Source organism: Brevibacillus brevis (assembly GCF_001039275.2).
Classification (GTDB): Bacteria; Bacillota; Bacilli; order Brevibacillales; family Brevibacillaceae; genus Brevibacillus; species Brevibacillus brevis_C.
In genome coordinates this window covers 1,502,931-1,527,517 of sequence record NZ_CP030117.1, presented here as the reverse complement: position 1 = coordinate 1,527,517, position 24,587 = coordinate 1,502,931, and the positions used below count along the sequence as shown (strand labels likewise).

At 46.1% G+C, this 24,587-nt stretch carries 21 protein-coding genes; 7 read left to right on the top strand and 14 right to left on the bottom strand.

Translation table 11 applies throughout. The annotated features are described in order from the left end of the window. The first annotated feature begins 217 nt into the window (after positions 1-217). On the top strand, positions 218-1,156 hold the full coding sequence (locus AB432_RS07845; RefSeq protein ID WP_048031788.1) for an ABC transporter substrate-binding protein: 939 nt from the start codon (positions 218-220) through the stop codon (positions 1,154-1,156). Between the two features lie 824 nt (positions 1,157-1,980). On the opposite strand, the gene AB432_RS07840 is transcribed toward AB432_RS07845, so the two are convergent. From AB432_RS07840 to AB432_RS07825, 4 genes are all read right to left on the bottom strand, one after another. Further along, positions 1,981-2,700, bottom strand: a complete 720-nt coding sequence (locus AB432_RS07840) for a YebC/PmpR family DNA-binding transcriptional regulator (protein ID WP_016741001.1) — start codon at positions 2,698-2,700, stop codon at positions 1,981-1,983. 160 nt (positions 2,701-2,860) lie between these two features. Next, the gene (locus AB432_RS07835; RefSeq protein WP_048031787.1) at positions 2,861-3,814 is read right to left on the bottom strand and encodes a metal ABC transporter substrate-binding protein; all 954 of its coding nucleotides are present in this window, start codon (positions 3,812-3,814) and stop codon (positions 2,861-2,863) included. Between the two features lie 14 nt (positions 3,815-3,828). Then, entirely contained in the window at positions 3,829-4,689 is an 861-nt protein-coding gene (locus AB432_RS07830; protein ID WP_048031786.1) for a metal ABC transporter permease, read from the bottom strand. Next, positions 4,689-5,432 (bottom strand): metal ABC transporter ATP-binding protein, encoded by a 744-nt coding sequence (locus tag AB432_RS07825; RefSeq protein WP_048031785.1) that lies wholly within the window; start codon positions 5,430-5,432, stop codon positions 4,689-4,691. Before AB432_RS07825 ends, AB432_RS07830 begins: the two co-directional genes overlap by 1 nt. A 417-nt stretch (positions 5,433-5,849) precedes the next feature. Here AB432_RS07825 and AB432_RS07820 point away from each other — a divergent pair, with 417 nt between their 5' ends. Next, positions 5,850-7,220 carry an amino acid permease gene (locus AB432_RS07820; RefSeq protein ID WP_048031784.1) on the top strand — a complete coding sequence of 457 codons (1,371 nt, stop codon included), beginning with the start codon at positions 5,850-5,852 and terminating at the stop codon, positions 7,218-7,220. Positions 7,221-7,556: 336 nt separating this feature from the next. After that, positions 7,557-9,386 carry an adenine deaminase gene (locus AB432_RS07810; RefSeq protein ID WP_048031782.1) on the top strand — a complete coding sequence of 610 codons (1,830 nt, stop codon included), beginning with the start codon at positions 7,557-7,559 and terminating at the stop codon, positions 9,384-9,386. Positions 9,387-9,442: 56 nt separating this feature from the next. Here AB432_RS07810 and AB432_RS07805 read toward each other — a convergent pair whose 3' ends face one another. Then, on the bottom strand, positions 9,443-10,144 hold the full coding sequence (locus AB432_RS07805) for a MerR family DNA-binding transcriptional regulator (protein ID WP_048031781.1): 702 nt from the start codon (positions 10,142-10,144) through the stop codon (positions 9,443-9,445). Positions 10,145-10,306: 162 nt separating this feature from the next. On the opposite strand from AB432_RS07805, the gene AB432_RS07800 reads away from it, so the two are divergent. Then, positions 10,307-10,942, top strand: a complete 636-nt coding sequence (locus AB432_RS07800) for a DUF5701 family protein (protein ID WP_048031780.1) — start codon at positions 10,307-10,309, stop codon at positions 10,940-10,942. A 24-nt stretch (positions 10,943-10,966) separates the two neighbouring features. Here AB432_RS07800 and AB432_RS07795 read toward each other — a convergent pair whose 3' ends face one another. After that, entirely contained in the window at positions 10,967-11,569 is a 603-nt protein-coding gene (locus AB432_RS07795) for an MSMEG_1061 family FMN-dependent PPOX-type flavoprotein (RefSeq protein ID WP_048031779.1), read from the bottom strand. Between the two features lie 113 nt (positions 11,570-11,682). Continuing rightward, on the bottom strand, positions 11,683-13,563 hold the full coding sequence (gene htpG / locus AB432_RS07790) for a molecular chaperone HtpG (protein ID WP_048031778.1): 1,881 nt from the start codon (positions 13,561-13,563) through the stop codon (positions 11,683-11,685). Between the two features lie 239 nt (positions 13,564-13,802). On the opposite strand from htpG, the gene AB432_RS07785 reads away from it, so the two are divergent. Beyond that, complete coding sequence (locus tag AB432_RS07785) at positions 13,803-14,795, top strand: GNAT family N-acetyltransferase (protein WP_048031777.1); 993 nt, start codon at positions 13,803-13,805, stop codon at positions 14,793-14,795. 487 nt (positions 14,796-15,282) lie between these two features. Here the strand turns inward: AB432_RS07785 and AB432_RS07780 are convergent, their stop codons facing one another. Both AB432_RS07780 and catA read right to left on the bottom strand, forming a co-directional pair. Beyond that, positions 15,283-16,446 carry a PstS family phosphate ABC transporter substrate-binding protein gene (locus AB432_RS07780; RefSeq protein ID WP_048031776.1) on the bottom strand — a complete coding sequence of 388 codons (1,164 nt, stop codon included), beginning with the start codon at positions 16,444-16,446 and terminating at the stop codon, positions 15,283-15,285. Positions 16,447-16,527: 81 nt separating this feature from the next. After that, positions 16,528-17,187, bottom strand: coding sequence for a type A chloramphenicol O-acetyltransferase (catA, locus tag AB432_RS07775; protein WP_048031775.1), 660 nt, complete (start codon positions 17,185-17,187; stop codon positions 16,528-16,530). Between the two features lie 48 nt (positions 17,188-17,235). Here catA and AB432_RS07770 point away from each other — a divergent pair, with 48 nt between their 5' ends. Continuing rightward, positions 17,236-17,571, top strand: a complete 336-nt coding sequence (locus AB432_RS07770) for a hypothetical protein (RefSeq protein ID WP_048031774.1) — start codon at positions 17,236-17,238, stop codon at positions 17,569-17,571. 43 nt (positions 17,572-17,614) lie between these two features. On the opposite strand, the gene AB432_RS07765 is transcribed toward AB432_RS07770, so the two are convergent. The 4 genes from AB432_RS07765 to AB432_RS07750 form a co-directional block, all read right to left on the bottom strand. Continuing rightward, positions 17,615-18,994, bottom strand: coding sequence for a HAMP domain-containing sensor histidine kinase (locus AB432_RS07765; protein WP_048031773.1), 1,380 nt, complete (start codon positions 18,992-18,994; stop codon positions 17,615-17,617). Further along, entirely contained in the window at positions 18,981-19,688 is a 708-nt protein-coding gene (locus AB432_RS07760; protein WP_173630588.1) for a response regulator transcription factor, read from the bottom strand. The genes AB432_RS07765 and AB432_RS07760 overlap by 14 nt, the downstream gene beginning before the upstream one ends. A 50-nt stretch (positions 19,689-19,738) precedes the next feature. After that, positions 19,739-21,745 (bottom strand): serine hydrolase domain-containing protein, encoded by a 2,007-nt coding sequence (locus AB432_RS07755; protein ID WP_048031771.1) that lies wholly within the window; start codon positions 21,743-21,745, stop codon positions 19,739-19,741. 144 nt (positions 21,746-21,889) lie between these two features. Then, positions 21,890-22,306 carry a VOC family protein gene (locus AB432_RS07750; protein ID WP_048035732.1) on the bottom strand — a complete coding sequence of 139 codons (417 nt, stop codon included), beginning with the start codon at positions 22,304-22,306 and terminating at the stop codon, positions 21,890-21,892. Positions 22,307-22,524: 218 nt separating this feature from the next. Here AB432_RS07750 and AB432_RS07745 point away from each other — a divergent pair, with 218 nt between their 5' ends. Then, complete coding sequence (locus tag AB432_RS07745) at positions 22,525-23,262, top strand: cyclase family protein (protein WP_048031770.1); 738 nt, start codon at positions 22,525-22,527, stop codon at positions 23,260-23,262. Between the two features lie 74 nt (positions 23,263-23,336). Here AB432_RS07745 and AB432_RS07740 read toward each other — a convergent pair whose 3' ends face one another. After that, a complete protein-coding gene (locus AB432_RS07740) occupies positions 23,337-24,368 on the bottom strand; it encodes a LacI family DNA-binding transcriptional regulator (protein WP_048031769.1) in 1,032 nt (343 codons plus the stop codon). Positions 24,369-24,587: the final 219 nt, after the last annotated feature.

Genomic DNA, 24,587 nt, shown 5'->3' with positions numbered 1-24,587 from the left:
GAAGCTCCTCCATTCTCTTGCTGTCGGCTGATCGACTACTTTCCTATCCGAATATTTTCTTGGATACCCATTAGTGTCTTGAGTAGGAAAAAGGTTACAGCAGAATGTTTGAAAATGTTCAGGAATGCAACAGCGACGGATGGATCGGGTAGCCTATAATTTACATGAGTCCTGCTACTTTCCTGATAACACAAGAAGTAAGAACGGAGTGACCTGTATGTATAAACGGCTACTAGCTATCCCGATTGCCGCTTTGCTCCTCGTCCTGGCAGCCTGCGGCAATGGTGGACAAACGGGCGATTCAGCGGCATCGAAACCGACCAGATCGATCAATTACCTTGGCAACACTTATACAATTCCGGCCAGAACCAAAGATATTGTTTTCGTTGGCTTCCCTGCTTCGTATGAAGATTCTTTCTTGCTGGGAATCCCGCCCGTCGCAGCAACAATGGATAAGAACGGAAAGTTTCCTGCGGAATATCAAGCCATGATCAGAAATGCCAAGCATCTTCCTTATAACATTGCAGATAACCTTGGTGAGCTGGTTGCCCTCGAACCTGACGTCATCATGACAACTGACAAGACATCCAAGGAAGATTTGGCCAAATTGCAAACCGCTGCATCCGTCATTCCCGTCTCAACGAACGGAGCTCATTGGCAAGAAAACTTGCGTCTACTCGCTGATGTTCGGGGAAAAGATGCCAATTTGGATACTTTCGTAGGTAAAGTGAAGCAAAACGCACAGGAACTCCGCGACAAGCTCGCCCCACTTCCAGAAAAGAAAGTGCTGACACTGTGGTTCCAAGAGGGCTCCTTCTACGCCTATCCGAAGGATGAACGGTACAATTACCTGTTATATACGGACCTGGCCCTGCCTGTCCCAGATGTCGTCACGAATGTGCAGGAGCGTACCGCGCTCTCAATAGATGCTTTGTCAAAAGAAGATCCCCACTACTTGTTTGTGATGGTCAACAAAGAAGACCAGCCCGCTTTCAAGCAGTTGCAAGAGCAGCCTGCATGGAAAAATCTCAGCGCAGTCAAAGCGGATCAGATGTATATGAATGCAGTTGAACCGGGATTGGCTGGTGGCACAGCCTACAGCAACCAATCGTTTTTAAATGCGATTCGAAAACAGATGTTGAAGATGGGTGAATAAAAAGATGGGCTTTGCTCATACTATACTCATCGAGCTCGGTGGTGTGTTCTCAATCAGGCTGTAGTCCTTTACGGAGGCGATGTGCCATGGATGATTTACACGATCACCTAGTGAGTAAGGGAAACCGTACACTGCTTTAAGCTTCTAACTTCATACTGGAGGTAGATGCGTCGCACGTGATGATCGGTAACACCTCAAAACTAACGAGCTCGATATATGCCGTCTCCTTTATGGAGGCGGTTTTATTTCTTTTAAAACACGTTTGTCGGGCGGTAGGGGTAGGGAGGAAACAGGAGAAAACGCTCAGATTCTTGTCCCACCCGCTGGAGGATTCACTGCCCGGCTCCATGAAAAAAAGCGAAACCCGCGTCCAAAGTCGTCCTTTCAAGATGTGCCTCAGAGGTGGACGCTAAAAGCTTGTTTCTCTTTTTTTCATTGCGCCTCGGTCGGTGTACCAAAGATCTTCGCTTTTTTCTCCTGTTTCCTCTGCGAGCTTTCCATGTGACCCGATTTTTAAATCCTTAAAAGAATGGAGAACCTCATCTATTACGACAGAGAAGAATATTTCCAGACGTAGCGACTTGTGGAGTCCTACCCAGCGGAGAAGGGATTTGCGGGAAAAAGAAACGCAACCGTGCCCGTGCTACGAAGCGGCTACCACTTTTGCGTTTCCCCGCGAATCCCTTCGGAGCGGACAGTCTTATCCCTCAGCAGGACGGAGCCTGGAGCTTAGACTGGAAATATTCTTCTCTTCACCGCAGCCAATACGCAGCCACATAAAAAAGACCCTTGTCCTAAAACAAAGGTCTTCCCCATTGAAAACATTATTCACCTAAATCAACGTTATGGTACACCTGCTGCACATCGTCCAAGTCTTCCAAAGCATCAATCAGCTTTTCGAATTGAGCTTGTACATCTTCTGTCAGCGTTACTTCGTTTTGTGGCAGCATGGTCAGTTCAGCTACGGTAAACTCTGTGACGCCACCATTTTTGAGTGCTTCTTGTACAGCGTGGAACTGTTCGGCATCTGCGTAAACAATGACAGCACCGTCTTCTTCCAAAATGTCACGCACATCAACGTCCGCTTCCATCAAGATTTCCAGCACTTCATCAGAGGATTTGCCTTCCAAACCAAAGACCGCTGTTGGATCAAACATATAAGCAACCGAACCGGATACGCCCATGTTCCCACCGTTTTTGTTGAAAGCGGCACGCACTTCCGGAGCTGTGCGGTTTACATTGTTGGTCAGTGCATCCACGATGATCATGGAACCATTTGGCCCGAAGCCTTCATAGCGCAGATCGCTAAAGGTTTCATCAGAACCGCCCTTTGCTTTATCAATCGCGCGGTCGATAATCGCTTTCGGTACGCTGTACGTTTTAGCACGCTCCAGGACGACCTTCAGAGCACGGTTGGACTCTGGGTCCGGCTCGCCTTGCTTTGCCGCGACGTAAATTTCCTTCCCGAACTTCGCATAAATACGACTGGTGCTCGCGTCTTTAGAAGCTTTCTTCTCTTTAATATTGTTCCACTTACGACCCATAATCCCACTCTCTTTCAATATGACAGATTAAATATGAATACTCCGGATTCCTTTTACACACTAGCCTATTATACCTCAATCTGATGAAAGATGTTAAGCAGTGGAAGAATTTAAAAGCACAGCCCCTGATAAAGAGAGCTGTGCTTTGCTTTTACGAACCTTATTTCTTGGTCAATCCTTCGTAAATCGTTTTGATATTCCATTCCATCATTTTGATGTACGTATCGCCATCTTCTCCCGGCTTTCCGAGAGAGTCCGTAAATACTTTCCCGACAATTGGTACACCCGTTTCGTTCGATACCATCTCCATGCTGCGCGGATCGATACTCGTCTCTACGAACAGAGCCGGGATTTTTTTCGCACGGATCGTATCGACCACCTGCGTGACCTGCTCTGGTGTTCCTTGGTTCTCCGAGTTGATTTCCCAAATGTACGCCGCTTCAAAATCGTACGCTTCGCTGAAATATTTGAACGCTCCCTCGCTCGTCACAAGCAAACGCTGTTCTTTCGGAATCTGGTTGTATTGCTTAACCGCTTCCTCGTGCAGAGCAGTTAGCTGTTCGATATACTTCTTGGCGTTTTGCTCATACGTTTCCTTGTGCGCTGGGTCCACCTTGATCAGGGCATTTTTTGCATTCTCCGCATACTTGATCCCATTGCGTACATCCAGCCAAGCGTGCGGGTCTTCTTCGCTCTCTTTGCCTTTGGTGGTCAAGTGCTTGGCGGCTACACCCTCACTGAGTCGGAATACGGGTGCATCCGGACCTGATTTGCCTGCTGTGGTCATCAGTTTATCGAACCAGGAGTTACCTGCTTCCAAATTCAGTCCGTTGTAGAAAACCGCGTCTGCATCCGTCGTTTTTTGCACGTCAGCAGGCAGTGGATCATATTCATGGGGATTGGAGCCAATCGGAGCAAGGCTGTGAATTTCCACCCGATCTCCCCCAACGTTTTTTACGATGTCATACAGGATGGAATACGTCGTGACCACTTGCAGCTTCTCGCTGTTGCCTTGTTTTGCAGGTGCGGGCTCGTTCGCACTTTGCGGAGCACCACACGCCGCCATTAATACGGTTGAGACTAGAAAAACAAAAAACAGATTCCACTTCTTCATGACGATATTCTCCTTTACTTTGAGAGCTCGACCCGTTTTTGCCGAGCTCGGATTGATTTCCATACCACCCCGTGTTTTCGGGAGAAGAGAAAGGCCAGGAAGAAGAACACAGTTGCAACCACGACAATCGTGGCACCAGAGGCCAAATTATAAGTAAAGCTAAAATAAAGACCGATAACTGAAGACAGCATCCCAAAACCGCCAGCCAAAAAGATCATGGTCGACAAGCGGTCCGTCAAAAGATAAGCGGTAGCAGCCGGCGTAATCAGCATGGCAACAACCAATACGATTCCTACGGTTTGCAAGGAAGCAACAGTTACCATCGTCAGCAATGTCATCAGCAAGTAGTGAATGAGGTTGTTACGCAAACCGTAAGCAGCCGCAATGGTCGGATCAAACGAAGTCAGTAACAGTTCTTTGAAAAAAGCGTAGACTGTCACGATGACGATGACCCCGATGCCAACGGTCACCCACATGTCTGACGAACGCACAGCCAATACATTCCCGAACAAAATGTGATATAGATCGGTACTGCTTTTCAGCATCGTAACCATGATGATCCCGATCGCAAAGGCCGACGTGAACAAAATTCCAATCGCCGTGTCGTTCTTGATGCGGCTATTTTGGCTCACGTAGCCAATTCCAACAGCGGTGAGTACACCCGTTAAAACAGCGCCCACGAAGAAATTGATCCCAAAAGCATAGGAGAGGGCCACCCCAGGCAAAACAGCATGTGAGATGGCATCCCCCATCAAGGACATTCCCCGCAAGATGATAAAGCTTCCTATGACGCCACAGATTAACCCAACCACTACAGATGTAAACAATGCTTTTTGCAAAAACTCATACTGTCCAATTGCCATCAAGAAATCCATTATGCAAGCACCTCGGTCTTTTCGAGAAATGGTAGCTGATAGGAATATGCTCTCGACATGACTTCTCGATTCAGCACTTCATCGACCGTACCGAACTTGATCAATTCTTTGTTCATTAGAAGAAGCTGATCAAAATACGCGTATGCTTTGGACAAGTCATGATGGACGACGACAATCGTTTTGTCCTGAAATTGCAGCTCTTTCAAAATACGAATGATGGTGTCCTCGCTCGCCACATCAATCCCCACAAATGGCTCGTCCAGAAGTAGCAGCTCCGGTTTTTGCGCAAGTGCCCTTGCCAGGAAGACACGCTGTTGCTGCCCGCCGGAGAGCTCCCCAATCTGCCTGTCGCGGAAATCCTCCAGCCCCACTTTTCTTAGGCATTCCAGCGCCCACGCTTTTTCCTTTTTTTTCGGAAGCTTGAACAGTCCGACACTTGGGTACGTCCCGATCAGCACTGTATCCATGACCGTGATCGGAAACGTCCAATCAATCATGCTCCGCTGTGGTACATAGGCGATTTTCTTCCGGAATTCATTTGTCTCTTTCCCAAATATCCGCACATTCCCCTTATCTCTCGGAATAAGGTCCAAGAGCGCTTTGATCAGGGTTGACTTCCCTGCCCCGTTTGGACCGATGATCCCAACCATGCTCCCTAGCTCAACATCAAACGAAACATCCCGAACAACTTCGTTCCCAAAGTAAGAGACATGCAGGTCCCTTACAGCGATAGCAGAATCCATGATTTTTCCCTCCAAATAATAGCCCGTTATATGATCCCGCCCAAAAACCGATGGTGAAACGGGTAATTCCTCCATGCACATATGCCTACACACAACAATGTAGTCTTGTACCAATAATATTCACCCAAACAAACTAATATGCATTCGTATAAAAAAGTTGCCCTAATGCAAAATTAAATGATTTCCATTATCATGTCAATATATTCTTTTTTCTGAAATACAAAAAAAGTGCAGCTCCTTGTTCAAAAGAGCCAACACTTCCAAAATGTCCCTATTTCGTTCATAATTAAAAGCTTTTTTTCTATAAAAATAAATAAACATATGTGAAACAACTATAGTTATGTTAATATGAACATTATCTGTTTGATAAAAATCTAAAAATTAAAAACTAACTAAAAATAGAAAGAGGTGGATCGTATGCAGGATCAAAAATTGGAGAGAGGTCTGAAAAACAGACACGTACAACTCATCGCGATCGGTGGAGCAATCGGAACAGGATTATTTTTGGGCGCAGGAAAATCGATTCATTTGGCCGGCCCATCCATCTTATTTGCTTACTTGATTACGGGCATCATCTGCTTTTTAATCATGCGCTCACTCGGGGAGCTCCTCTTGAGCAATTTGAATTACCATTCTTTTGTGGATTTCGTCAAAGATTATCTGGGGAATATGGCCGCATTTGTCACGGGTTGGACTTACTGGTTTTGCTGGATTTCGATCGCCATGGCTGACCTTACAGCCGTTGGTCTGTATACGCAATACTGGTTTCCGGAAATACCGCAGTGGATGCCAGGCTTAATTGCCCTCGTGATTTTGTTAATCATGAACCTGGCTACGGTGAAGCTTTTTGGAGAAATGGAATTTTGGTTCGCGCTCGTAAAGGTCATCGCGATTCTCGCCCTGATTTTTGTCGGTATCTTCATGATCATCAAGGGCTTTTCTACGAATGCAGGTGCATCTAGCTTCACGAATCTCTGGAGTCATGGCGGTATGTTCCCGAACGGCTTTAATGGGTTCCTTCTTTCCTTCCAGATGGTCGTATTCGCATTTGTTGGGATCGAGCTCGTCGGGCTGACAGCCGGTGAAACAGAAGACCCAAAACGAGTCATTCCAAAAGCGATTAACCAAATCCCGATTCGGATTTTGATTTTCTACGTTGGCGCACTCATCGTCATCATGAGCATTTATCCTTGGAACGCGATCAACCCGTTGGAGAGTCCATTCGTGCAGGTCTTCGCAGCGATTGGCATTGCAGCCGCTGCCGGTATCGTCAACTTCGTGGTACTGACATCCGCCGCTTCCGCATGTAATAGCGCCATTTTCAGTACAAGCCGGATGGTTTACTCGCTTGCCAAAGAAAAGAATGCACCTGTGCCCCTTACGAAACTGACTACCAACAAGGTCCCGGCAAATGCACTATTCTTTTCGACGGTTGTCATCCTGATCGCAGTCGTATTGAACTACGTCATGCCTGAGGGCGTATTTACACTGATCACTAGCGTTTCGACCGTTTGCTTTATCTTTATTTGGGGAATCACCGTCATCTGTCATTTGAAATATCGCAAAACGAGACCAGATTTAGCAAAAGCGAATTCGTTTAAAATGCCGCTCTATCCTTTTGCCAACTACCTGATCCTGGCATTCCTTGCCTTCATTCTGGTCGTACTGGCTCTAGCGGAAGATACACGAGTCGCCTTGTTCATCACACCTGTGTGGTTTATTTTACTCGTTGCGATTTACAAACTGCGGAAAACGAAGACAAATGAAATAGAAGTAGCAGAACACTAAGCAGCGCCTCCTGTTTTCACATTCAAAATCAGTGAAAATGGGAGGTGCTTTATTTTGAAATGTCCTCGCGTTGCTCCTCTTCAAATACCCCTTCGATCAAAATACCCTTCTTGCACTTTAGGTAGTACATAAACGGAATGCCCCATCCAAAGCCCCGATTGAAACCCCAGCTCCCACGCACAGCTTTAGGTAGGACGATATTTTTATGTATGTGACTTTTACTCTTGTCATCCACTGCACCTTCTTTTTCAATTTTTTCAAAAGAAAACTAGCTTCCTTCCACTTCGATGTGTACGATATGTAAAAAACCAAATCCAGCATGAGGTGATAGTAAACATGACACAGCAGCATTCGTCCTTTGCAAGACCTCCACTCGCAGATTGCATTCCTGATCTCGTTGCCTTTTCCAGAGGGGAGAAAAAAGCGACCCTCTTCATTCATAACGGCACGCTCGTCAATGTTCTCTCCGGTGAAATCTTGCCGAATATGTCCGTGGCTGTCGTTGGCACCCGTATCGCTTATGTCGGTCCTTTTGTGGAAGGGATGACGGATGAATCCACCAGGATCATCGATGCAAAAGGAAAGTATATGGCACCAGGACTGTTGGACGGGCACTGTCATATCGAAAGCAGCATGCTGTCCGTGACGCAGTTCGCCGATGCGGTACTGCCGCTCGGAACGACAGGCGGCTTTTTCGATGCGCATGAGATCTCGAATGTTCTCGGTCTACCCGGTTCGCGCATCATGCTGGATGAGGCAAGGCAGACACCGATGGCTGCTTACATGCAGGTCGCTTCATGCGTCCCTTCAACGGATGCTTCTTTTGAAACGGCTGGTGCAGAATTCGGACCAGCAGAGGTCGCGGAAGCATTGAGCTGGGGACCAGATATGATCGCACTCGGAGAAGTCATGAATTTCCCTGGTGTCGTGTACGGAGATCCGAAAATGATTGGAGAAATACAAGCGACACTGCGGGCAGGAAAAGTAGTGGATGGTCACTATACGTGGCCGTCAAGTGACCCGCGTCTGGCTGCTTATGCCGCTGCGGGTGTAACCGGCTGCCATGAGTGTGTGACCAGCGAAGATGTCGCACAGCGCGTACGCCTCGGCATGTATGCCAAAATGCGCCGCGGCTCTGCCTGGCACGATGTTGCAGCAACGATCAAAGCACACACCGAACAGGGCATTGACTCCCGCCGGATGATGCTCGTGTCCGATGACCGCATCTGTGATTCGTTGAAAGAAGAAGGACATATGAACTTCATCGTCAGACACGCGATCTCGCAAGGGGTGAAGCCCGTTACTGCCTTCCAGATGGCGACCATCAATACAGCAGAACGATTCGGTGTCGCACGAGATGTAGGCTCAATCGCACCGGGTATTATCGCCGATATCATTTTGCTCGACGGTAATCTGGCCGATGTAAATGTCGTGACGACGATCGCACGCGGTGAAGTAGTGGCGGAAAACGGTGAAATGACGCTGGAGCTTCCTCCGTTCCCGTACCCTGCGTTTGCTGTCAACTCTGTGAAAATCAAGGCTGAGCTCACTCCATCTGACTTCATCATCAAGACCCCTGTTCCGTCTGGGACGATCAAGACGCGCGTCGCAGTTGTCCGGGAAAATCACGTTGAGACGGACGAAGTGTTTGTCGATGTGGCTGTCGCAAATGGCGAGCTACAGATTACGCCCGAGAGCACCTTGTGCAAAATGGCTGTTTTCGAACGCCATGGGAAAACAGGTGGCTCTGGCATTGGGATTGTCGGTAATGTCGGATTTAACCAGCCAGCAGCGATTGCCATGACAGTCGCCCATGACTGCCATAACGTGCTTGTCATCGGAAACGACAATGAGCGGATGGCACAAGCAGCCAATGCTGTGATCAGCATGCAAGGCGGTATCGCTGTCGTGACTGGGGATGGCGAAATTGTGGAGCTTCCGCTGCGTTTAGCTGGACTGATGTCGACCGAGCCTTATGAAACAGTTGTGCAGCAATCCATGGAGATTAGCCAAGCCTTGGTGAAGGCGGGCTGCACGATGAACTACGCCTTTATGACGTTGTCCTTGCTTGCTCTGGTCGTCATTCCGACCTTGCATATATCGGATACGGGCTTGATTCGCATTTCAGATGCAGGATTTGAGCGAGTATCACTGTTTGTGGAATAACGATGACATCCCCTCTTTTGCGAATGTGCAGGAGAGGGTTTTCTCTTTTGGCTATCTCATTCTTCGACCAACTGAACCACTTTGCATAATTGATAGAAATAGAAAACCCCACGCGTTTGTACGAGATTCATCTGATCCAGATAGCGCAACGTTTCCAAAGCAATGTTTCGCGCCTCTCTCACATCCTCTTCATTCATGTTCGCGATGGCATCCTTTAGCTCCACAACCGATAAGGAATAGACAGCAGGTCGCAGCGTACGAAGCAGCATGATTTTGCGGATTTGCGAGCGATTGAAGAGACGGTAGCCATTCTTCTCATCGCGGGAAGTCGTAATGAGTCCAACCTTTTCCCAGTGGCGGATGGTTGAGCTGGGCAGAGAAGTCATGGTTGCTACCTCTCCAATCGTCATCCATTCGCTGCTTCCAGCTTCCTTCCCTGCTCGGCTGTCTTCAAGCATTGCCACGTTTCGCTCGGCTAACTGCTTGTCCCGTTGCAAATGAGCCTGTACCTCATTCACACGCCACATAGCAGCCTGCAACTGTCTATCCTGGATCAGTCGCACCACCTGCGCCGTCACTTCCATCCCAAAGCCAGGAGACATGGCTTGAATACATGTAAAATAAGCGACGTGTTCCTCCGTATACTTCCTGTAGCCGCTCTCTGACCGCTCCACAGGCGGAACCAGCCCTTGCGCTTCATAATTGCGCAAGGCACTTGTGCTCAGCTTTAGCTTACGTGCAATATCAATGGGACGCATGGCAGCTAGCCTCCTTCCTCATTTTTTTCTATAAAGATTAAAGCTTAGTTATAAAGTTACTTCAATCCGAATCTGCTTTATTCCTTTTCTTTTGGATAAACCTTTTAATTAGCACCAATGTTGTAAGATGAATGTGAAAAGTGGAAGGAGGCGCATTACCCCATGCACAAAGCTGAATTCGAACGGCAACTGACAACGCTCATTCAAAAGGGCTATCCTGAAATGGCGGGCATGACAGCAGATGAGTTTAGGAAAAATCTGGCCCCGCTGCAACCACTGGCAGAAGCTCTCCCCATACGAGAAGACGACCAGCAAGAGGGCCTCGTCCCCTTTGTTCTCGTTGTGAAAGGTGATTGGTTCGACGGAGAAAAAGCGATGCAAGCAATCGAGCGGAAAAAGAAAGCTGGCTTCAGTGTCATGGATGCAGAAGAAATCCGGCGGTTTACACCTATCGAGGGCATCGAGATTCCTACAGGAATGGCTTACCTGATGACCGGAATTGATACAGGAAAAGAGACGCTGAACGTCACACCGAATGACGCTATGCCCATCCTCTTGGAGCAACAGCGTTCCCCACTCACACTGGAGGAAGGGATTGCCCTGATCACTCACTTCCCGGCTCGGGTAAAGAAAAATAACGGCTTTTCACTGCTCGGCTCCCGTTGTGGCGACCGACGCGTAACGGCCATGTGGATCAGCGAAAATAAACCAAAGCTAGGCTGGTGCTGGGCCGGCAATCCACATACGTGGCTCGGTTCGGCTTCTTGCCAAGCTCGTTTGGACGAAAAAAAACCTTGAAGCATTTTCAAGGTTTTTTCTTTCTTATTCTTTTTCATTCAAATGAACGCCATTTATTTTCAAATGAGCGCGAAACATTTCCAGCATCGAAGGCATCGCCTCTTTTTCTGGCCATGAATCCGTCTTCCACAGGCCTGCTTGTTTAAATGCGCGCGGGCAATGGAGGAAGCACTCCTCTACCTTCACGATCACGCCTATGCCGCTTGTTTTGCCCTTCCATTCTTGCGCGGCGAGTAGCTCTGTATCTTTTGTAATCCGGGCTGATCCGTTAATTCTCAACACTTCTTCCAGACCAGGAATCAGGAAAATCATACCCACCTGCGGATTTGCGATGATATTCAGTAAAGAGTCGACCCGTCTGTTCCCCATTCGCTCTGGAAAAATAATATGGTGTTCATCCAGCACTTTAACGAAGCCCTGCTCGTCGCCTCGAGGGGAAACGTCACATCTGCCTGAAGAATCTGCTGTAGACAAGAAAAACAACGGCGACATGGACACGTAATGGATCACATGCGACTCTACCTGCGCGATGCTTTTTTTCACAACCGCCTCGTGCGGTTCTCCTACAAGGCTTTTCAGCTCTTCTGCACTGGTGATGAGATCTTTTACTTCCAACGGATTCCACATAGGTTCTACTCTCCTCTCTTTATGTATATCCTTGCGTTCCATCATAAATCCCTTGTAATGGGAAAATCAATACGAGAAAAAGAGGATGCTGGAATCGCATCCCCTGTTTTGCCTTACACCATAACTTTGCAAATGTCGTTCGTAAACTCTACCGGGTCTTGAATCGGCAAGCCTTCGATCAAGAGAGCCTGATTGTACAGGAGGGCGGTATACAGATTGACCTTTTCCTTGTCTGTGTCAAAGGCACCTTTCAATGACTGGAAGACCGCATGGTTCACATTGATCTCCAGTACCTTGTCCGCCTTCACATTCGGATTGTTCGGCATCGCATTCAAGATTTTTTCCATTTCAATCGTCACTTCACCCTCTGTCGACAAGCAGACAGGGTGTGACTTCAAACGCTTGGAAGCTTTTACAGCTTTAACTTTTCCTTCGAGCATCGATGCCATATAGTCGAACAGCTCTTTGTTGTTCTCGTTTTCGGCTTCGGCTGCTTTTTCTTCTTCGCCCGGTTCGATTCCCAAATCGCCGCTCGATACCGATTTGAATTCTTTTTCCTTGTAGTTCATCATCATTTTGATCGCGAACTCATCGACGTCATCTGTAAAGTACAGGATTTCGTAGCCTTTTTCGGATACGAGCTCTGTTTGCGGCAGCTTTTCGATTCGTTCGATCGACTCGCCGGATGCATAGTAGATGTACTTTTGATCTTCTGGCATTCTCTCAACATACTCTTCTAGCGTCACCAGCTTTTTCTCTTTGGAAGAGTAGAACATCAACAGGTCTTGCAGCGTTTCTTTATGCGTTCCGTAGTCGCTGTACATGCCGTATTTTAGCTGTCTGCCAAATGAATTGTAGAACAGCTCGTATTTTTCCCGCTCTGTTTTCAGCAAGCTTTGCAACTGGCTTTTGATTTTGCTCGTGATGTTTTTCGCAATCAGCTTCAATTGACGGTCATGCTGGAGCATCTCACGGGAAATGTTGAGCGACAGGCTCTCGGAGTCAACCATCCCTTTGACAAAGCTGAAGTAGTCTGGAAGCAGGTCCGCGCATTTGTTCATGATCAGTACACCGTTGGCATACAGCTCCAGACCTTTTTCGTACTCCTTCGAGTAATAATCAAATGGCATGCTCTCCGGGATGTACAAAATCGCCTGATAAACAACGGCTCCATCTGCACTGATGTGAATGTGCGCCAGCGGCTTGTCGAAGCCATAATGCTTGCTCGCATAAAACTGCTCGTAATCCTCAGTCGTCAGCTCGCTTTTATTTTTTCGCCAAATCGGAACCATGCTGTTCACGATTTGTTCTTCCGTCACTTGTTCATACTCGTTTTCGCTGCCCTCTTTTGGCTTATGCTGCGTAACGTCCATTTTGATCGGGTAACGAATAAAGTCAGAGTACTTTTTGATAATCGCTTTTAAACGGTACTCTTCCAAAAACTCGTCGTAGTTCTCTTCTTCTGTATTCTCCTTGATTTCGAGAATGATTTCGGTCCCGACGGAATCTTTGTGAAAAGGCTCGATCGTGTAGCCATCCGCACCGCTGGACTCCCATTTGTACCCAGTGTCGCTGCCCAGTGCCTTACTGATGACCGTAACCTTGTCGGCAACCATGAAAGCCGAGTAGAAGCCTACGCCGAATTGACCGATGATGTTGTAGCCATCCTTCGCGTCGTTTTCTTTTTTGAACGCCAACGAACCGCTCTTCGCAATGACGCCCAGATTATTTTCCAACTCATCCTGCGTCATGCCGATCCCGGTATCTGTCAGGGTCAAAGTTCTGGTATCTTTGTTAACCGCTATTTTGATAAAATAGTTCTCTTTATCAAACACCAATTGATCATCGACGAGCGATTTGTAGTACATTTTGTCAATCGCGTCACTGGAATTGGAGATCAACTCGCGCAAAAAGATTTCCTTTTGTGTGTAAATAGAATGGATCATCATTTCCAACAGACGTGTAGATTCTGCTTGAAACTGCTTTTTTTCCATGAAATACCCACCCTTCCGGACTTCTTATGTATTCCTTCTTCAATATTAGCACTCTCACCTCACGAGTGCTATTTACTATTTTTATAACAGTCTTAGATTTTTCTGTCAATATGATCTAGCTAGAAAGAAAACTCTCCAACGTGAAGGTTTTCGAAAGACTGCGCCTAATTGGCTTAAGGGAGCCTATTGCAATAGATTAAGAGCAACTTTATGATGATAAAAAACAGAGGTGGCATTTCATGTATTTCATACCATTTACTGATGAGCTAATCTCAGAGGCTGGGCAACTATTGTCCAAGCGACATAGACAAGATCGAGAAATCCTTTCCGTATTACCAAGTGAATGTGAAGATGAAAATTATGCAACGAATGCTGTTAAAACGAAATGGTCAAAACCAAACAGTAGCGGAGTAGCCGCAATTGAAGATGGTAAATTAATCGGGTACCTAATTGGACAAAAGATTGAAAATCCTCTTCGGGGTCGACATGTCTGGATGAATTTGGAGGGTCACGCAATCTCTCGCAATACCTCCTTTGAATTATATAGAGATCTTTATTCAGAGGCTTCTCAGCTATGGGTAGATGAGGGGTATTTCAGTCATTTTGCGCTAATCCCAGCCAGTCAACCGGAATTACTTCATTCTTGGTTCCGTTTAGGATTTGGCTTTGAACAAACACATGCATTACTCTCTTTACTTGATCGGGAATTTCCCCTTCCCTTGAGCATTCCAGATGTTGAAATTCGCTTGGCATCCCCAGAAGACCGTCGTTTGGTAGAGGATATTGCAAATATTATTAGAACTCATCAAAATAAGGCACCTGTTTTTGGTTATTCTTTACGTGATGACCCTCAGGAATTACGTAAAGGCTATGCAGGTCTCCTTGATGATCATGATGTCGATTTCTGGATCGCCTTAAAAGATGGAAAAATTGTTTCTTTCCAAGGATACTTCCCCTTAGACAAAAGTGATCATAATTTGAATGTGCCGGATCGTTGTGTTGAATTAGGGGTTGCTGGTACTCTAGATCAATATCGCGGGCAAGGTATCAATTATGCGCTTACACTACATGGACTTGCCCATGCGAAGAAAAAAGGATATGTCTACTGCATGACAGATTGGAGAGAAACGAATTTACAATCTTCACGTTATTGGCCTCGTCAAGGCTTTCTTCCTGTTTCATACAGAGTTTCTCGCCTTATTGATAGCAGAATAGCCTCGGTGAAAGAGTAGTTCCAAATCCCCGTTTCACGAATCCGTCTAGTTTTTATAAATTTCCTTTTAAGCTGATCTACATTGGATCAGCCTGTTTACTTTAAGAAATGACACTTAATGTCCGGTGTCGGTTACCTTATATTACCGAGCTTCCCAACGCTTCACCTATTATCAGATGAAACAGGTATTCATTACAGGAGCAGCTAGGCGCATTGGCACAGTTTTGTGAACCCGTTTACGTGATGAATTCCGCTTGCGTCTAACCGACATCAATTCGATTCAAGACTTACAGCCTGAAGAGGAATTTATCTGCGGAGTGAGAACATTGACTCTTCTGTCATGCATCGTCTCGATACGCAGTTTGGCGTAAGTAAAGCATTTGGCGAAAATCTAGCGCGACTTTACTTTGACAAACACGGCTGTCATTAGAAGCCTAAATGCACGTCAAAGCTGAAGAAGAAACCCTCGGGTCAATCGCCCAAGGGTCTCCTTTGCTTGCTACTTTTTATTTCACCGGAATATAGCCCGTTTTTTCTACTAATTCTTGTCCCTGTGGAGACAAAATCCATTCGATCAGTTTCTCTGCATTCGGATTGTCCGTCCCAGCTGTCACTGCATAAAACTCGGCCGCAAACGGATACGCTCTGCTTTTTATCGTTTCCTTATTAGGCGTTACCCCATCAATTGCAAGTAGACGAATGTTTCCGTTTCGCACCATCTCCGTGGCATAAAACAAGAACGAGTAACCGATGGCATTCGAATAATTTTTGTAGTTGGCTGTTTGCTCGATGATTCCACCCATTCCTGTTACCACGTCTTCTTGCGGCGCAGTCATAAGCTCTTTATCTCCCATGATCTTCTGGAGCATCGTCTGACTTCCGCTATTTTCAGGACGCTGAAAGGCCCGAATAAACTCATACCCGCCCCCGACTTCATCCCAGGAAATGATGTCTCCCGCATAGATACCCCGAATCTGCTCGGTAGTGAGACCCTGAACAGAATTCTCTGCATGGACAAAAAAGACAAAGGCTTCCCTTCCGATTGGTGTCAGTTTCAGCTCTACGCCTTTTTCTTTTGCTGCTAAAAGCTGTTCCTCAGAAGGACCTGCTGCAAAGATGACATCGACTTTTCCATCCAGTAAGTTTTCGTACGCATTTGGCGTCTTACTTACCATGACTTCGCTGTCGTAAAGGTCGTAATCTTTCTCGGGATAAACAGCCTGCACAAAGGAAGCGTACAGCGGATATAAAGCCGTCGCCCCATCTATTTTGGGCAAATCAGACTGTAACGACAGTGTCGCTGGTTGATCAAGTTTATGAACCTTGGAGTCTGAACTGAATGGTTTATACTGTTCCAGATCGACCTCCGCCTCACTGACCACAGGAATGCTGTTATGGTAATAGCTGCTGATCTCATATCCTGCAACGGGCAGCGTACAAAAGAGAAAATAAACAAAGAGGGCTCGGTTCCATAGCCGACTCTTTTGTGGGGCGAACATTTGTCCGATGATGTACATGATAAAAACAACTGTTGTGACAGCGACAAGAAGGGAATAAACCCTTCCCTCTGCGTTCAGGGCAGTCATCACCACCGCCACGACTCCGATCACAGTGATAATCGCACCCAAAACGATACAGCCGAAGATTTTCCCTACCAATTCTTTATTCATTCCTTCTCCTCCCAATTCTCCTATCGTTATTATAAATGATTGGAAGAGATTAGGAAGGAGAAGCATACCAAACGAGCCAATTCACTCGACACCTAACCATTCCTTGTAAGTTGTTGCCCAATTTTGCAAGTCATTGATGAACAGACTGGCGTGATAGCCATCACAAACCGCATGATGGACTTGTAAAGAAACAGGCAATAACGTTTTGCCTTCTTGCTCGAAATACTTTCCACTTGTAATGATTGGAAGCAAATACCGCCCATCTCCCGAGATATTCAGATTAAACCCACTGAAGCTAACCCAGGGAATACACGAGACAGGGAACGTATAAGGCGGTTCCAGTTCTTTCGCCACAAGACCTTTGTTGTCCCCGTACTGTTTCATGTCCGCTACGTAATTTTGATAAAACATAGGGAACTCGTCAGCGAATTCCGTCCACATCGTAGAAAAAGTTTGATCGTCCTGGTGAAAAAAAGTATAGCTGGGTATCATCCTCTCCCAATAGCCCAACTCGCCATCCGCATGAAAGGAAGTTCGAAATTCACGATGCGCATTGACAACGTTTGTCACCATATACAGAAAAGCCGGATACAGCTTCATCCCCTTTTGCCGTAGAGCGGGGAGCAATTCCGTTATATCTATATTGGCAGTCATACTGAAGGTGCAATTCACTCGGTTCAGATAATGCTCGAAATAAGGCTTTCTGCTCCAATTATTTAGATCGATTCGCTGAAATTTCATTGGGTATCCCTCCTAAAATCGAAAACATGATGATTTTAGGAGGTGATTTTGCGTGTCCTTTTCATAACACCATCCCCTTCTCCAATCCTGCCTTACCCCTCCAGCATACCATTTGCATCTCTTCCTGACATCAGCCTGCAAGCCAGTCAGTTCAGCGATATCCCGGATGGACATTGGGCCTATCAACCATTGATGGAAATGTACGATGGAGACTCTTATGGGGTTGTACAAGAGAAAGAGGGAATATTATTCATCTATCCCAAAAAAGATAACACGTTGGGAAGTGAGGTGGAGTCCTCCTATTTGGAAGGCTCCTTTTTCCGCCATTTCTTCTTTACTCCATCTGCATCGCACCCAGCCTTGTACCACCTGACGCACCAATAGATGATAAAAACGACCGTCGTGACAGCCACAAGAAGAGTACCGCTCATTCAAGAGGCAAAGTGATTTTAAATAGAGTCGTAAACTGTTGATCCCTCTCCAAATGAATGGTCCCCTGATGTAACGTTATAATTTTTTTACAAATGGCTAGACCGAGTCCGGTGCTATCTTTCACAGGATTATTCCCTTTTATGAACTCTTCAAAAATGTGTTCCCTAACATTCTCTTGAACACCTGTACCGTTATCACCCAACCATAGAACAACGCCGGTCTCTATTTTCTCGCATGAAACGAATAGCTGCGTTCCCGGCGGATTATGTTTTAGCGAGTTACCGATCAAATTCGTAATAACGCGGTTCATATGCATTTTGTCGAACATGACAAACAGCGGCTCCTCTGGAATTTTCACTTCCAACTGAAATCCCCTATCTTCTATTTCCGGATAAAATTCCGCAACAAGCTGCATAAACCACTTACTAATATTCACCTTTTCTTGATCCAGTCTCACGTGCTGGTCTTCCAGCTTTGCCAGTTCGAACAAATTTTGAATCAAATGGGCCATATAAGACGATTTGTCGTTAATATATTGAACATACTGACGCCTTTGCTCTTCTTCTAGCTCCGGCCTATCCAGCAACAACTGAGAATACCCGAATACAGAGGTAATCGGTGTTTTCAGATCATGAGACAAATGCAACAGCATGTTTCTTTTGTTGTTCGCTACCGCTTCTATCTCTGCAGAGGTCTGCTGTAGTCGTTCTGCCATTCCGTTAAATGCTTCTCGGATTTCTGCAAATTCCATTTCAGCCGAAAATGTAAGCCTCTTCTGATAATTGAAGCCTTCCATCTCTTTAATGCCCTCTACAATTTGCCGGAGAGGCTTCTTCATCTGCAAGACGGAGTACCGGGTGTAGAAATAAAGGGCGATGAACAACAGAACGACAAACAACGCTATTAAGATTCCAAGCGCCAATGATATAATTTCCGACCGCTCAGGAATTTTCCATAACAGAACATAGTTTTCACCCTCTGGCCCTTGCGCTCGATAGGCATGGTAGAAAATTGAATCATCATTTCGCAGCATGTCCACTTTAGCGTACAGCATTCCATCGCTATATGTCATGATATTGTCTTCCTTGTTGCCTTTTACATAGATGACTGCCCCCGATTCATCCACGATCTCGAACCAGCCGCCGTACTCGTCTAACAACCGACCATCAATCTTTTCAAAAGGGTACTGGTATATTTTACTGCCGTCCACTCGGGTCAAATCAGGCGATTTATCAAAATAGTTCTCCATCAACAGGTCTGTCCCCAAAAGAGCAATCATAATCGTGCATAAGAACAAACCGCTTATCACAACATAGTGCCGAAAAAACAGTTGTTTTAACGGCCGCTTGTCGGGGATGCTCTCATTTTTTTTCAAAACGGTAGCCTAACCCCCTGATCGTAATAAGATAAACTGGCTTTCTTGGGTTATCCTCAATCTTCTCCCTGAGTTTGCTGATATAGACCATGATGAGGTTTTCATCCCCTATGTATTCCTGCCCCCAAACATGCTCGTAAATGGATGCTTTTGTAAAAACTCTCCCCGCATGCTTCATCAGTAAAGACAAAATCTTGAACTCATACGATGTCACTTCTTTCTGCTGTCCATTTTTGTACAGCTTACAGCTCACCAAATCGAGCATGACATCGCCAATTTGTATGATTTCATGGCTCTGCTTTTCACCTTTAGAAAATACATCCATTCTTCTGAATAACGCTTGAACTCTGCTGACGACTTCTATGGGATTAAAAGGCTTCCCCACATAGTCGTCAGCGCCAAGCTGCAGTCCAATAATTTTATCCATATCGTCCGATTTCGCGGACAGGAACAAAAACGGAACTTCGGAAATATGTCGCATCTTTTTTAATAACTCGTATCCATCCATCATCGGCATCATAATATCAGCAATAACCAGATCGATTTGCACGTTTGAGAATACAGCCAGCGCATCAACCCCATTACCTGCTTCATAAGTAGCAAACCCGTAATTTTTCAAATAAATACTGAGTAGTTCTCGAATTTGTGCTTCATCGTCGATGATCAGTATCGTTTTGATTGTATTTCCCTCCATCGCCTCATGTCGCAACGAAGCACAAACAAGAAGTCACGGCTTGTTGTACACTAAAATAATTGGTCTGCGAACCGAGATAGTAACGCAGCCGCTTCTTTCCTTACCATCAGCTGCTCTGATTTATAATCGAGACTGCCATCTCTGCCTTTCACCACTTCTGGTCCGTATAATCCTTTTGCCACTACGAAATGGACTCCCTCTAAAGCCCAAGCATCAGTCCTACCACTCAACTTGGCTTTTTTCGGCTCTGCATGAAGATAGCCAAATGCCATGCGCCATACGATGGTTGCTGCTTCTTGACGCGTCAATGGCTCGTTCGGATAAAATTTGCCATCAGCAGATGCTTTTAGTAAACCTAACTCGTAAGCTGCTTGAATTTCCCGCGCATACTTGTTACCCGAAAGATCCGTGTAAATCGGTTTATGTTTTGATGGGGCAATGCCACTCCACTTGATGAACCAGCCAACAAACTCTCCTTTTGTTATCTGTTGTTCGGGCGAAAAGCGATTGTCTCCTTCCATATCAGCAAAGACACCGATCTGGCGCAGGTGATAAATATAGGACGCATATGGATGGTCATTCTCCACATCCTGATAACGTTGCGGCTCAGGCAATTTTTCTGCCCAACTATCTGATTTTAAATCGTAATAGAAAGCCTGCACATCTCCGTGATCGTTCAGCTTAAAAGCAGCTTTAATACCTTGTTCATCCTGGAATAAGAGTGGCTCCACCTCATATAGGACATGTTCTCCCAGCGGATCTTTTACAATGAGTTTGCCGCCTTCAGCACGTATACGAGTCGTCCACATCCGGTTTCGCAAATCGCTGTATGTCCCTTCAAACTTCGTGAGTTCTTGTTTCGCTAACGCAAACGCTCCCCTTTTCTGCTCATTTTTCGGGTAGTAATGATCCATAAACGCTTCAATCAAAGGCGTACGAATTTCGAAGTCCTTATTGACTGTAACAAATACCCCCACTTTTTCTTCCGGGATCAACCACATCCCGGTATGGTATCCTTGTAAATCCCCTGCTTTTTCAATAACATATTGTCCATTGTAATTTTGCTGGTTGGCATATTCGAAACCAAGCGCCATGTTATTCAGCTTTGGATGCACGGAAAGATGAGGTCTCTGCATTTCTGCCGCCGTTTCTTCTTCCATAATCGTCGCATTCCCAAGCTTTCCTTTATTGAGATGAGCAATCATGAATTTAGCCATATCAGAACCAGTTGAGAGCATTCCACCATCAGGAAGCTCAGTTGGTACCGTTGCATAAGTCGGGATCGGCTGTCCGATAAGATTATAAGGTACAGCCAACTTTTTGACTATTGATGGTGTAAGTCGAAAATCACTATTCTCCATGCCAAGTGGCTTAAAGATGCCTTCCTGCACGTATTCTCCAAATGGTTTTCCTGCTACTTGTTCTACAACATAACCTTGAATGGTGAAGCCGAGATTGTCATATCTGTAAAACTCTCCTGGCTTGCGAATGACATTTGGGAGATTGTCCATAACGAATTTCTTTAAAGAAACCTCCCGTTTCAAGTCGGTTGTTGAAGAGTCAGAAGTGTCTCCATAGTCAAATCCAGTGGCGTTCGTTAACAGATGTTTCATTGTAAGAGGAGTGCCTGTATTATTCGGAATCCGGGCATCCCCCATATATGCGGATACATCTTTGTTCAAATCTATTTTTCCTTGCTCCGCCAATTGCATAACGGCTGTAGCTGTAATAACCTTGGATACTGACGCTACACGAAATACGGTGCGATCAGGATCGACCGGAATCTTCTTCTCTACATCCGCATATCCATACCCTTTTTTAAAAAGGACCTTGTCTCCTTTTACAACTACAAACGTAGCCCCTGCCATGTTGTTCTTAATTTCAGACCGGTTAAAAAATTCATCTGCAAATTGCTCTACCTCTCTTGGATCATCCGGCCCAGATACAGAAGCTGCGAACACTTTGGTTGGAGAAACAACTCCGCTTACAAGGCTGACGCTCATAGTAAATACAAGTACAGTCGCCATTACTGTCTGTAACTTCGAAAACATTTTCATAAGATTGCTCCTCTCCTTTACCCTTATTTCCTTCTCTAGAAGAGTAAACGACCAATCTTAATCACATTTCTATACAACCTTAATAGAACATGAATTTTTTACTTGTTCATGCAAAAACCCCTGATTTCTCAGGGGCACGATTTTCTATTCTGTCGATATCAGTCTCATATCCATATACAGCACATTCCACCGATGACCATCCAAATCAGCGAATCCTGCTCCGTACATCCCTTGACCATGCTCCCGAGGCTCACTGAAAACAGTGCCTCCAGCCTCTACCACCTGACGAATCAACTCATCCACTTCTTCCCTGCTCTCGGCATCGATTGAAAACAATACTTCCGTTCCACGCTTCGTATCTGCCAGCTCATTTTGCGTAAACGATTGGAAGGTAGCCTCCGGGAACAGCATGATGAGCATGTCTTTTTCGCCAATCACCAAGCCCGCCATATCTTTGCTGTTCTCATGGCGAGGATGAAAAGAGAATCCGAGTGCGGCAAAAAACGATTTGGACTTTTCGAGGTCCTTGACAGGCAAATTGATCCAAAGCTCTTTTGTCATGGGAATTTCTCCTTCGCGTTTTGTTTGGATGATACTCATTCTTCTCCTTTTAAGAATAGCAGAATCATGCACAAAGGCTTCTTCCCGATTGCTATTTTGCGTTTAACCATTCATTCATATTATTGCGATATTGACACTCGGAATTAGAACCGATAAAGTATTGGATAAACTTGGTTATACAAGTGCGAAAATTCTAAAAACGTTAACGAGGTGGGCACATGGCAAACGATTTGATTCAAGCAATTACTTTGTTAAAACAAAAGGAATGGGTAGATCTCACGCACACATTCGGTCCGGAATCTCCGCACTTCCACGCCTTTGACGCCGCCGAATTCCAAACGTTGTTCACACATGACGACGGCTTCTTTGCCCAGCGCTTCTCTTTTCCTGGACAGTACGGTACGCACTTGGATGCACCGATTCACTTTGTGCGCAACAAGCGTTACCTGGACGAGATCGAGCTGAAGGAACTCGTATTGCCGCTCGTCGTCATCGACAAATCAAAAGAGGCCGAAGCCAACAACGACTATTCGCTTTCTGTGGAAGACATCTTGCGTTTTGAAACCGAGCATGGACAAATCGAGAGCGGTTCCTTCGTCGCCTTGCGCACAGATTGGAGCAAACGCTGGCCAGATGCGGAAGCCTTCAACAATAAGGATGCAGATGGCAACAACCACGCTCCTGGCTGGTCTTTGGAGGCTTTACAATTTTTGTTCGCGGAAAGACAAATCAAAGCAGTCGGTCACGAAACCTTCGATACGGATGCGACGATCGATTACCGAAAAAACGGGGCGCTTTTGGGTGAATATTTCGTGCTCGATCAAGACACCTATCAAGTTGAGCTGCTCAAAAATCTCGACAAGCTTCCGGCCAAAGGTGCTGTCATTGTAAACATTACACCAAAGCCTGAAAAAGCCTCCGGATTTCCTGTTCGTTCGTTTGCCATATTGCCTTAAACACAAAGCCGAGAAAACGCCAGGTATCATCACCGATCACCTGTCATTCACTCGGCTTTTCTTCTGAAAATGCTCTACGTATCCAACGAGGATTTACGGATAACCGCTACACTGGACTCCCTTACAATCAGCCGCGGCTCGAACTGTACACGCTCGTACGCGCCTGCCCCCTGCTCTCGAATCCGTTTTAACAAAAGCTCAGTCGCCAGCCGTGCCACCTCTTCCCCCATGATCGAAACAGAGCTGATCTGCGGAGTCGTAATCGTCGTCCACACATTGTTGTCAATTCCCACGACCGCGACATCTTCCGGCACGCGGACTCCGAGCTCCTTGAACCGATTCACGATCCCGATGGCCACCATGTCATTGACCGCATAGATAGCGTCTGGCATGTTTTTCAGGCTATAAAAGTAATCAGCAGCACGAAGACCCGTCTCAAACGAGAAGTCCTCACCAAAATACACTAGCGAAGGATCGACGTGCTGAAGCGACGCCTCATAGGCAAAATACCGCTCCTCGATCTTGTCCTTCGGCGCACCTGCGTAAGCGATTCGCGTACGGCCAATTTTGATCAGATGCTCCATGACGAGTCGACCCTCTTGACGGGCCATGCTGACCACATCTGCTTTCACATTGTCCTCGAGCCTTTTTCCATAGTTAATAATCGAAACCGGAACACTCGCTTTGTTAATCATCTGGACCAATGTCTTCGGATAGGCGAGCGGCATGATAATTAGCCCATCTACATGCAGCTTTTTGACTTCACGCACAGTCTCAAGCTCCATTCGGGCATTTCCTGCTGTATTAATTTGTACGACGCGGTAGCCATGCTGCTTGGCCGCTTGCTCGACTGACCAGGCGATATCTGGAATAATTGCATTGCGAATGTCAGGAACAGCCAGTGCGATTTGATAGGTTTGGCGCACCTTTAGACTTTGTGCAGAAGTGTTCGGAATAAAACCCAGCTCATCGATCACCTCAAGAATCAACGCTTTCGTCTTCGGACTAATTCCCCCGCCGTCATTGATGGCCCTCGATACCGTCGCGATTCCTACGCCAGCCTTCTTCGCAACGTCTTCTATTGTCACTTTATTTTTTATATCCAACGCCTTGCTTTCCTTTCCATATCGGAATCGTTTTCTATGTTTCCGAGCTAAAATGTGTTGTACTACCGCTATTATAGCATACACAAAACCAATGGTAACGAGGCGTGAGCAAAACATGGCAGGCAACTCCGTACCTGTTGCACAACACGTATAAACCTTCTTAACTTAGCCAGAATCAGCATCCTCTCCTCAAGCGATTGCACACCACCCCCAACTCTT

What these genes read in the sequence shown, in the direction of transcription:
- AB432_RS07845 (WP_048031788.1), top strand. Translation starts at nt 218, where the DNA reads ATGTATAAACGGCTACTAGCTATCCCGATTGCCGCTTTGCTCCTCGTC.
- AB432_RS07840 (WP_016741001.1), bottom strand. Translation starts at nt 2,700, where the DNA reads ATGGGTCGTAAGTGGAACAATATTAAAGAGAAGAAAGCTTCTAAAGAC.
- AB432_RS07835 (WP_048031787.1), bottom strand. Translation starts at nt 3,814, where the DNA reads ATGAAGAAGTGGAATCTGTTTTTTGTTTTTCTAGTCTCAACCGTATTA.
- AB432_RS07830 (WP_048031786.1), bottom strand. Translation starts at nt 4,689, where the DNA reads ATGGATTTCTTGATGGCAATTGGACAGTATGAGTTTTTGCAAAAAGCA.
- AB432_RS07825 (WP_048031785.1), bottom strand. Translation starts at nt 5,432, where the DNA reads ATGGATTCTGCTATCGCTGTAAGGGACCTGCATGTCTCTTACTTTGGG.
- AB432_RS07820 (WP_048031784.1), top strand. Translation starts at nt 5,850, where the DNA reads ATGCAGGATCAAAAATTGGAGAGAGGTCTGAAAAACAGACACGTACAA.
- AB432_RS07810 (WP_048031782.1), top strand. Translation starts at nt 7,557, where the DNA reads ATGACACAGCAGCATTCGTCCTTTGCAAGACCTCCACTCGCAGATTGC.
- AB432_RS07805 (WP_048031781.1), bottom strand. Translation starts at nt 10,144, where the DNA reads ATGCGTCCCATTGATATTGCACGTAAGCTAAAGCTGAGCACAAGTGCC.
- AB432_RS07800 (WP_048031780.1), top strand. Translation starts at nt 10,307, where the DNA reads ATGCACAAAGCTGAATTCGAACGGCAACTGACAACGCTCATTCAAAAG.
- AB432_RS07795 (WP_048031779.1), bottom strand. Translation starts at nt 11,569, where the DNA reads ATGTGGAATCCGTTGGAAGTAAAAGATCTCATCACCAGTGCAGAAGAG.
- htpG (WP_048031778.1), bottom strand. Translation starts at nt 13,563, where the DNA reads ATGGAAAAAAAGCAGTTTCAAGCAGAATCTACACGTCTGTTGGAAATG.
- AB432_RS07785 (WP_048031777.1), top strand. Translation starts at nt 13,803, where the DNA reads ATGTATTTCATACCATTTACTGATGAGCTAATCTCAGAGGCTGGGCAA.
- AB432_RS07780 (WP_048031776.1), bottom strand. Translation starts at nt 16,446, where the DNA reads ATGAATAAAGAATTGGTAGGGAAAATCTTCGGCTGTATCGTTTTGGGT.
- catA (WP_048031775.1), bottom strand. Translation starts at nt 17,187, where the DNA reads ATGAAATTTCAGCGAATCGATCTAAATAATTGGAGCAGAAAGCCTTAT.
- AB432_RS07760 (WP_173630588.1), bottom strand. Translation starts at nt 19,688, where the DNA reads ATGGAGGGAAATACAATCAAAACGATACTGATCATCGACGATGAAGCA.
- AB432_RS07755 (WP_048031771.1), bottom strand. Translation starts at nt 21,745, where the DNA reads ATGAAAATGTTTTCGAAGTTACAGACAGTAATGGCGACTGTACTTGTA.
- AB432_RS07750 (WP_048035732.1), bottom strand. Translation starts at nt 22,306, where the DNA reads ATGACAAAAGAGCTTTGGATCAATTTGCCTGTCAAGGACCTCGAAAAG.
- AB432_RS07745 (WP_048031770.1), top strand. Translation starts at nt 22,525, where the DNA reads ATGGCAAACGATTTGATTCAAGCAATTACTTTGTTAAAACAAAAGGAA.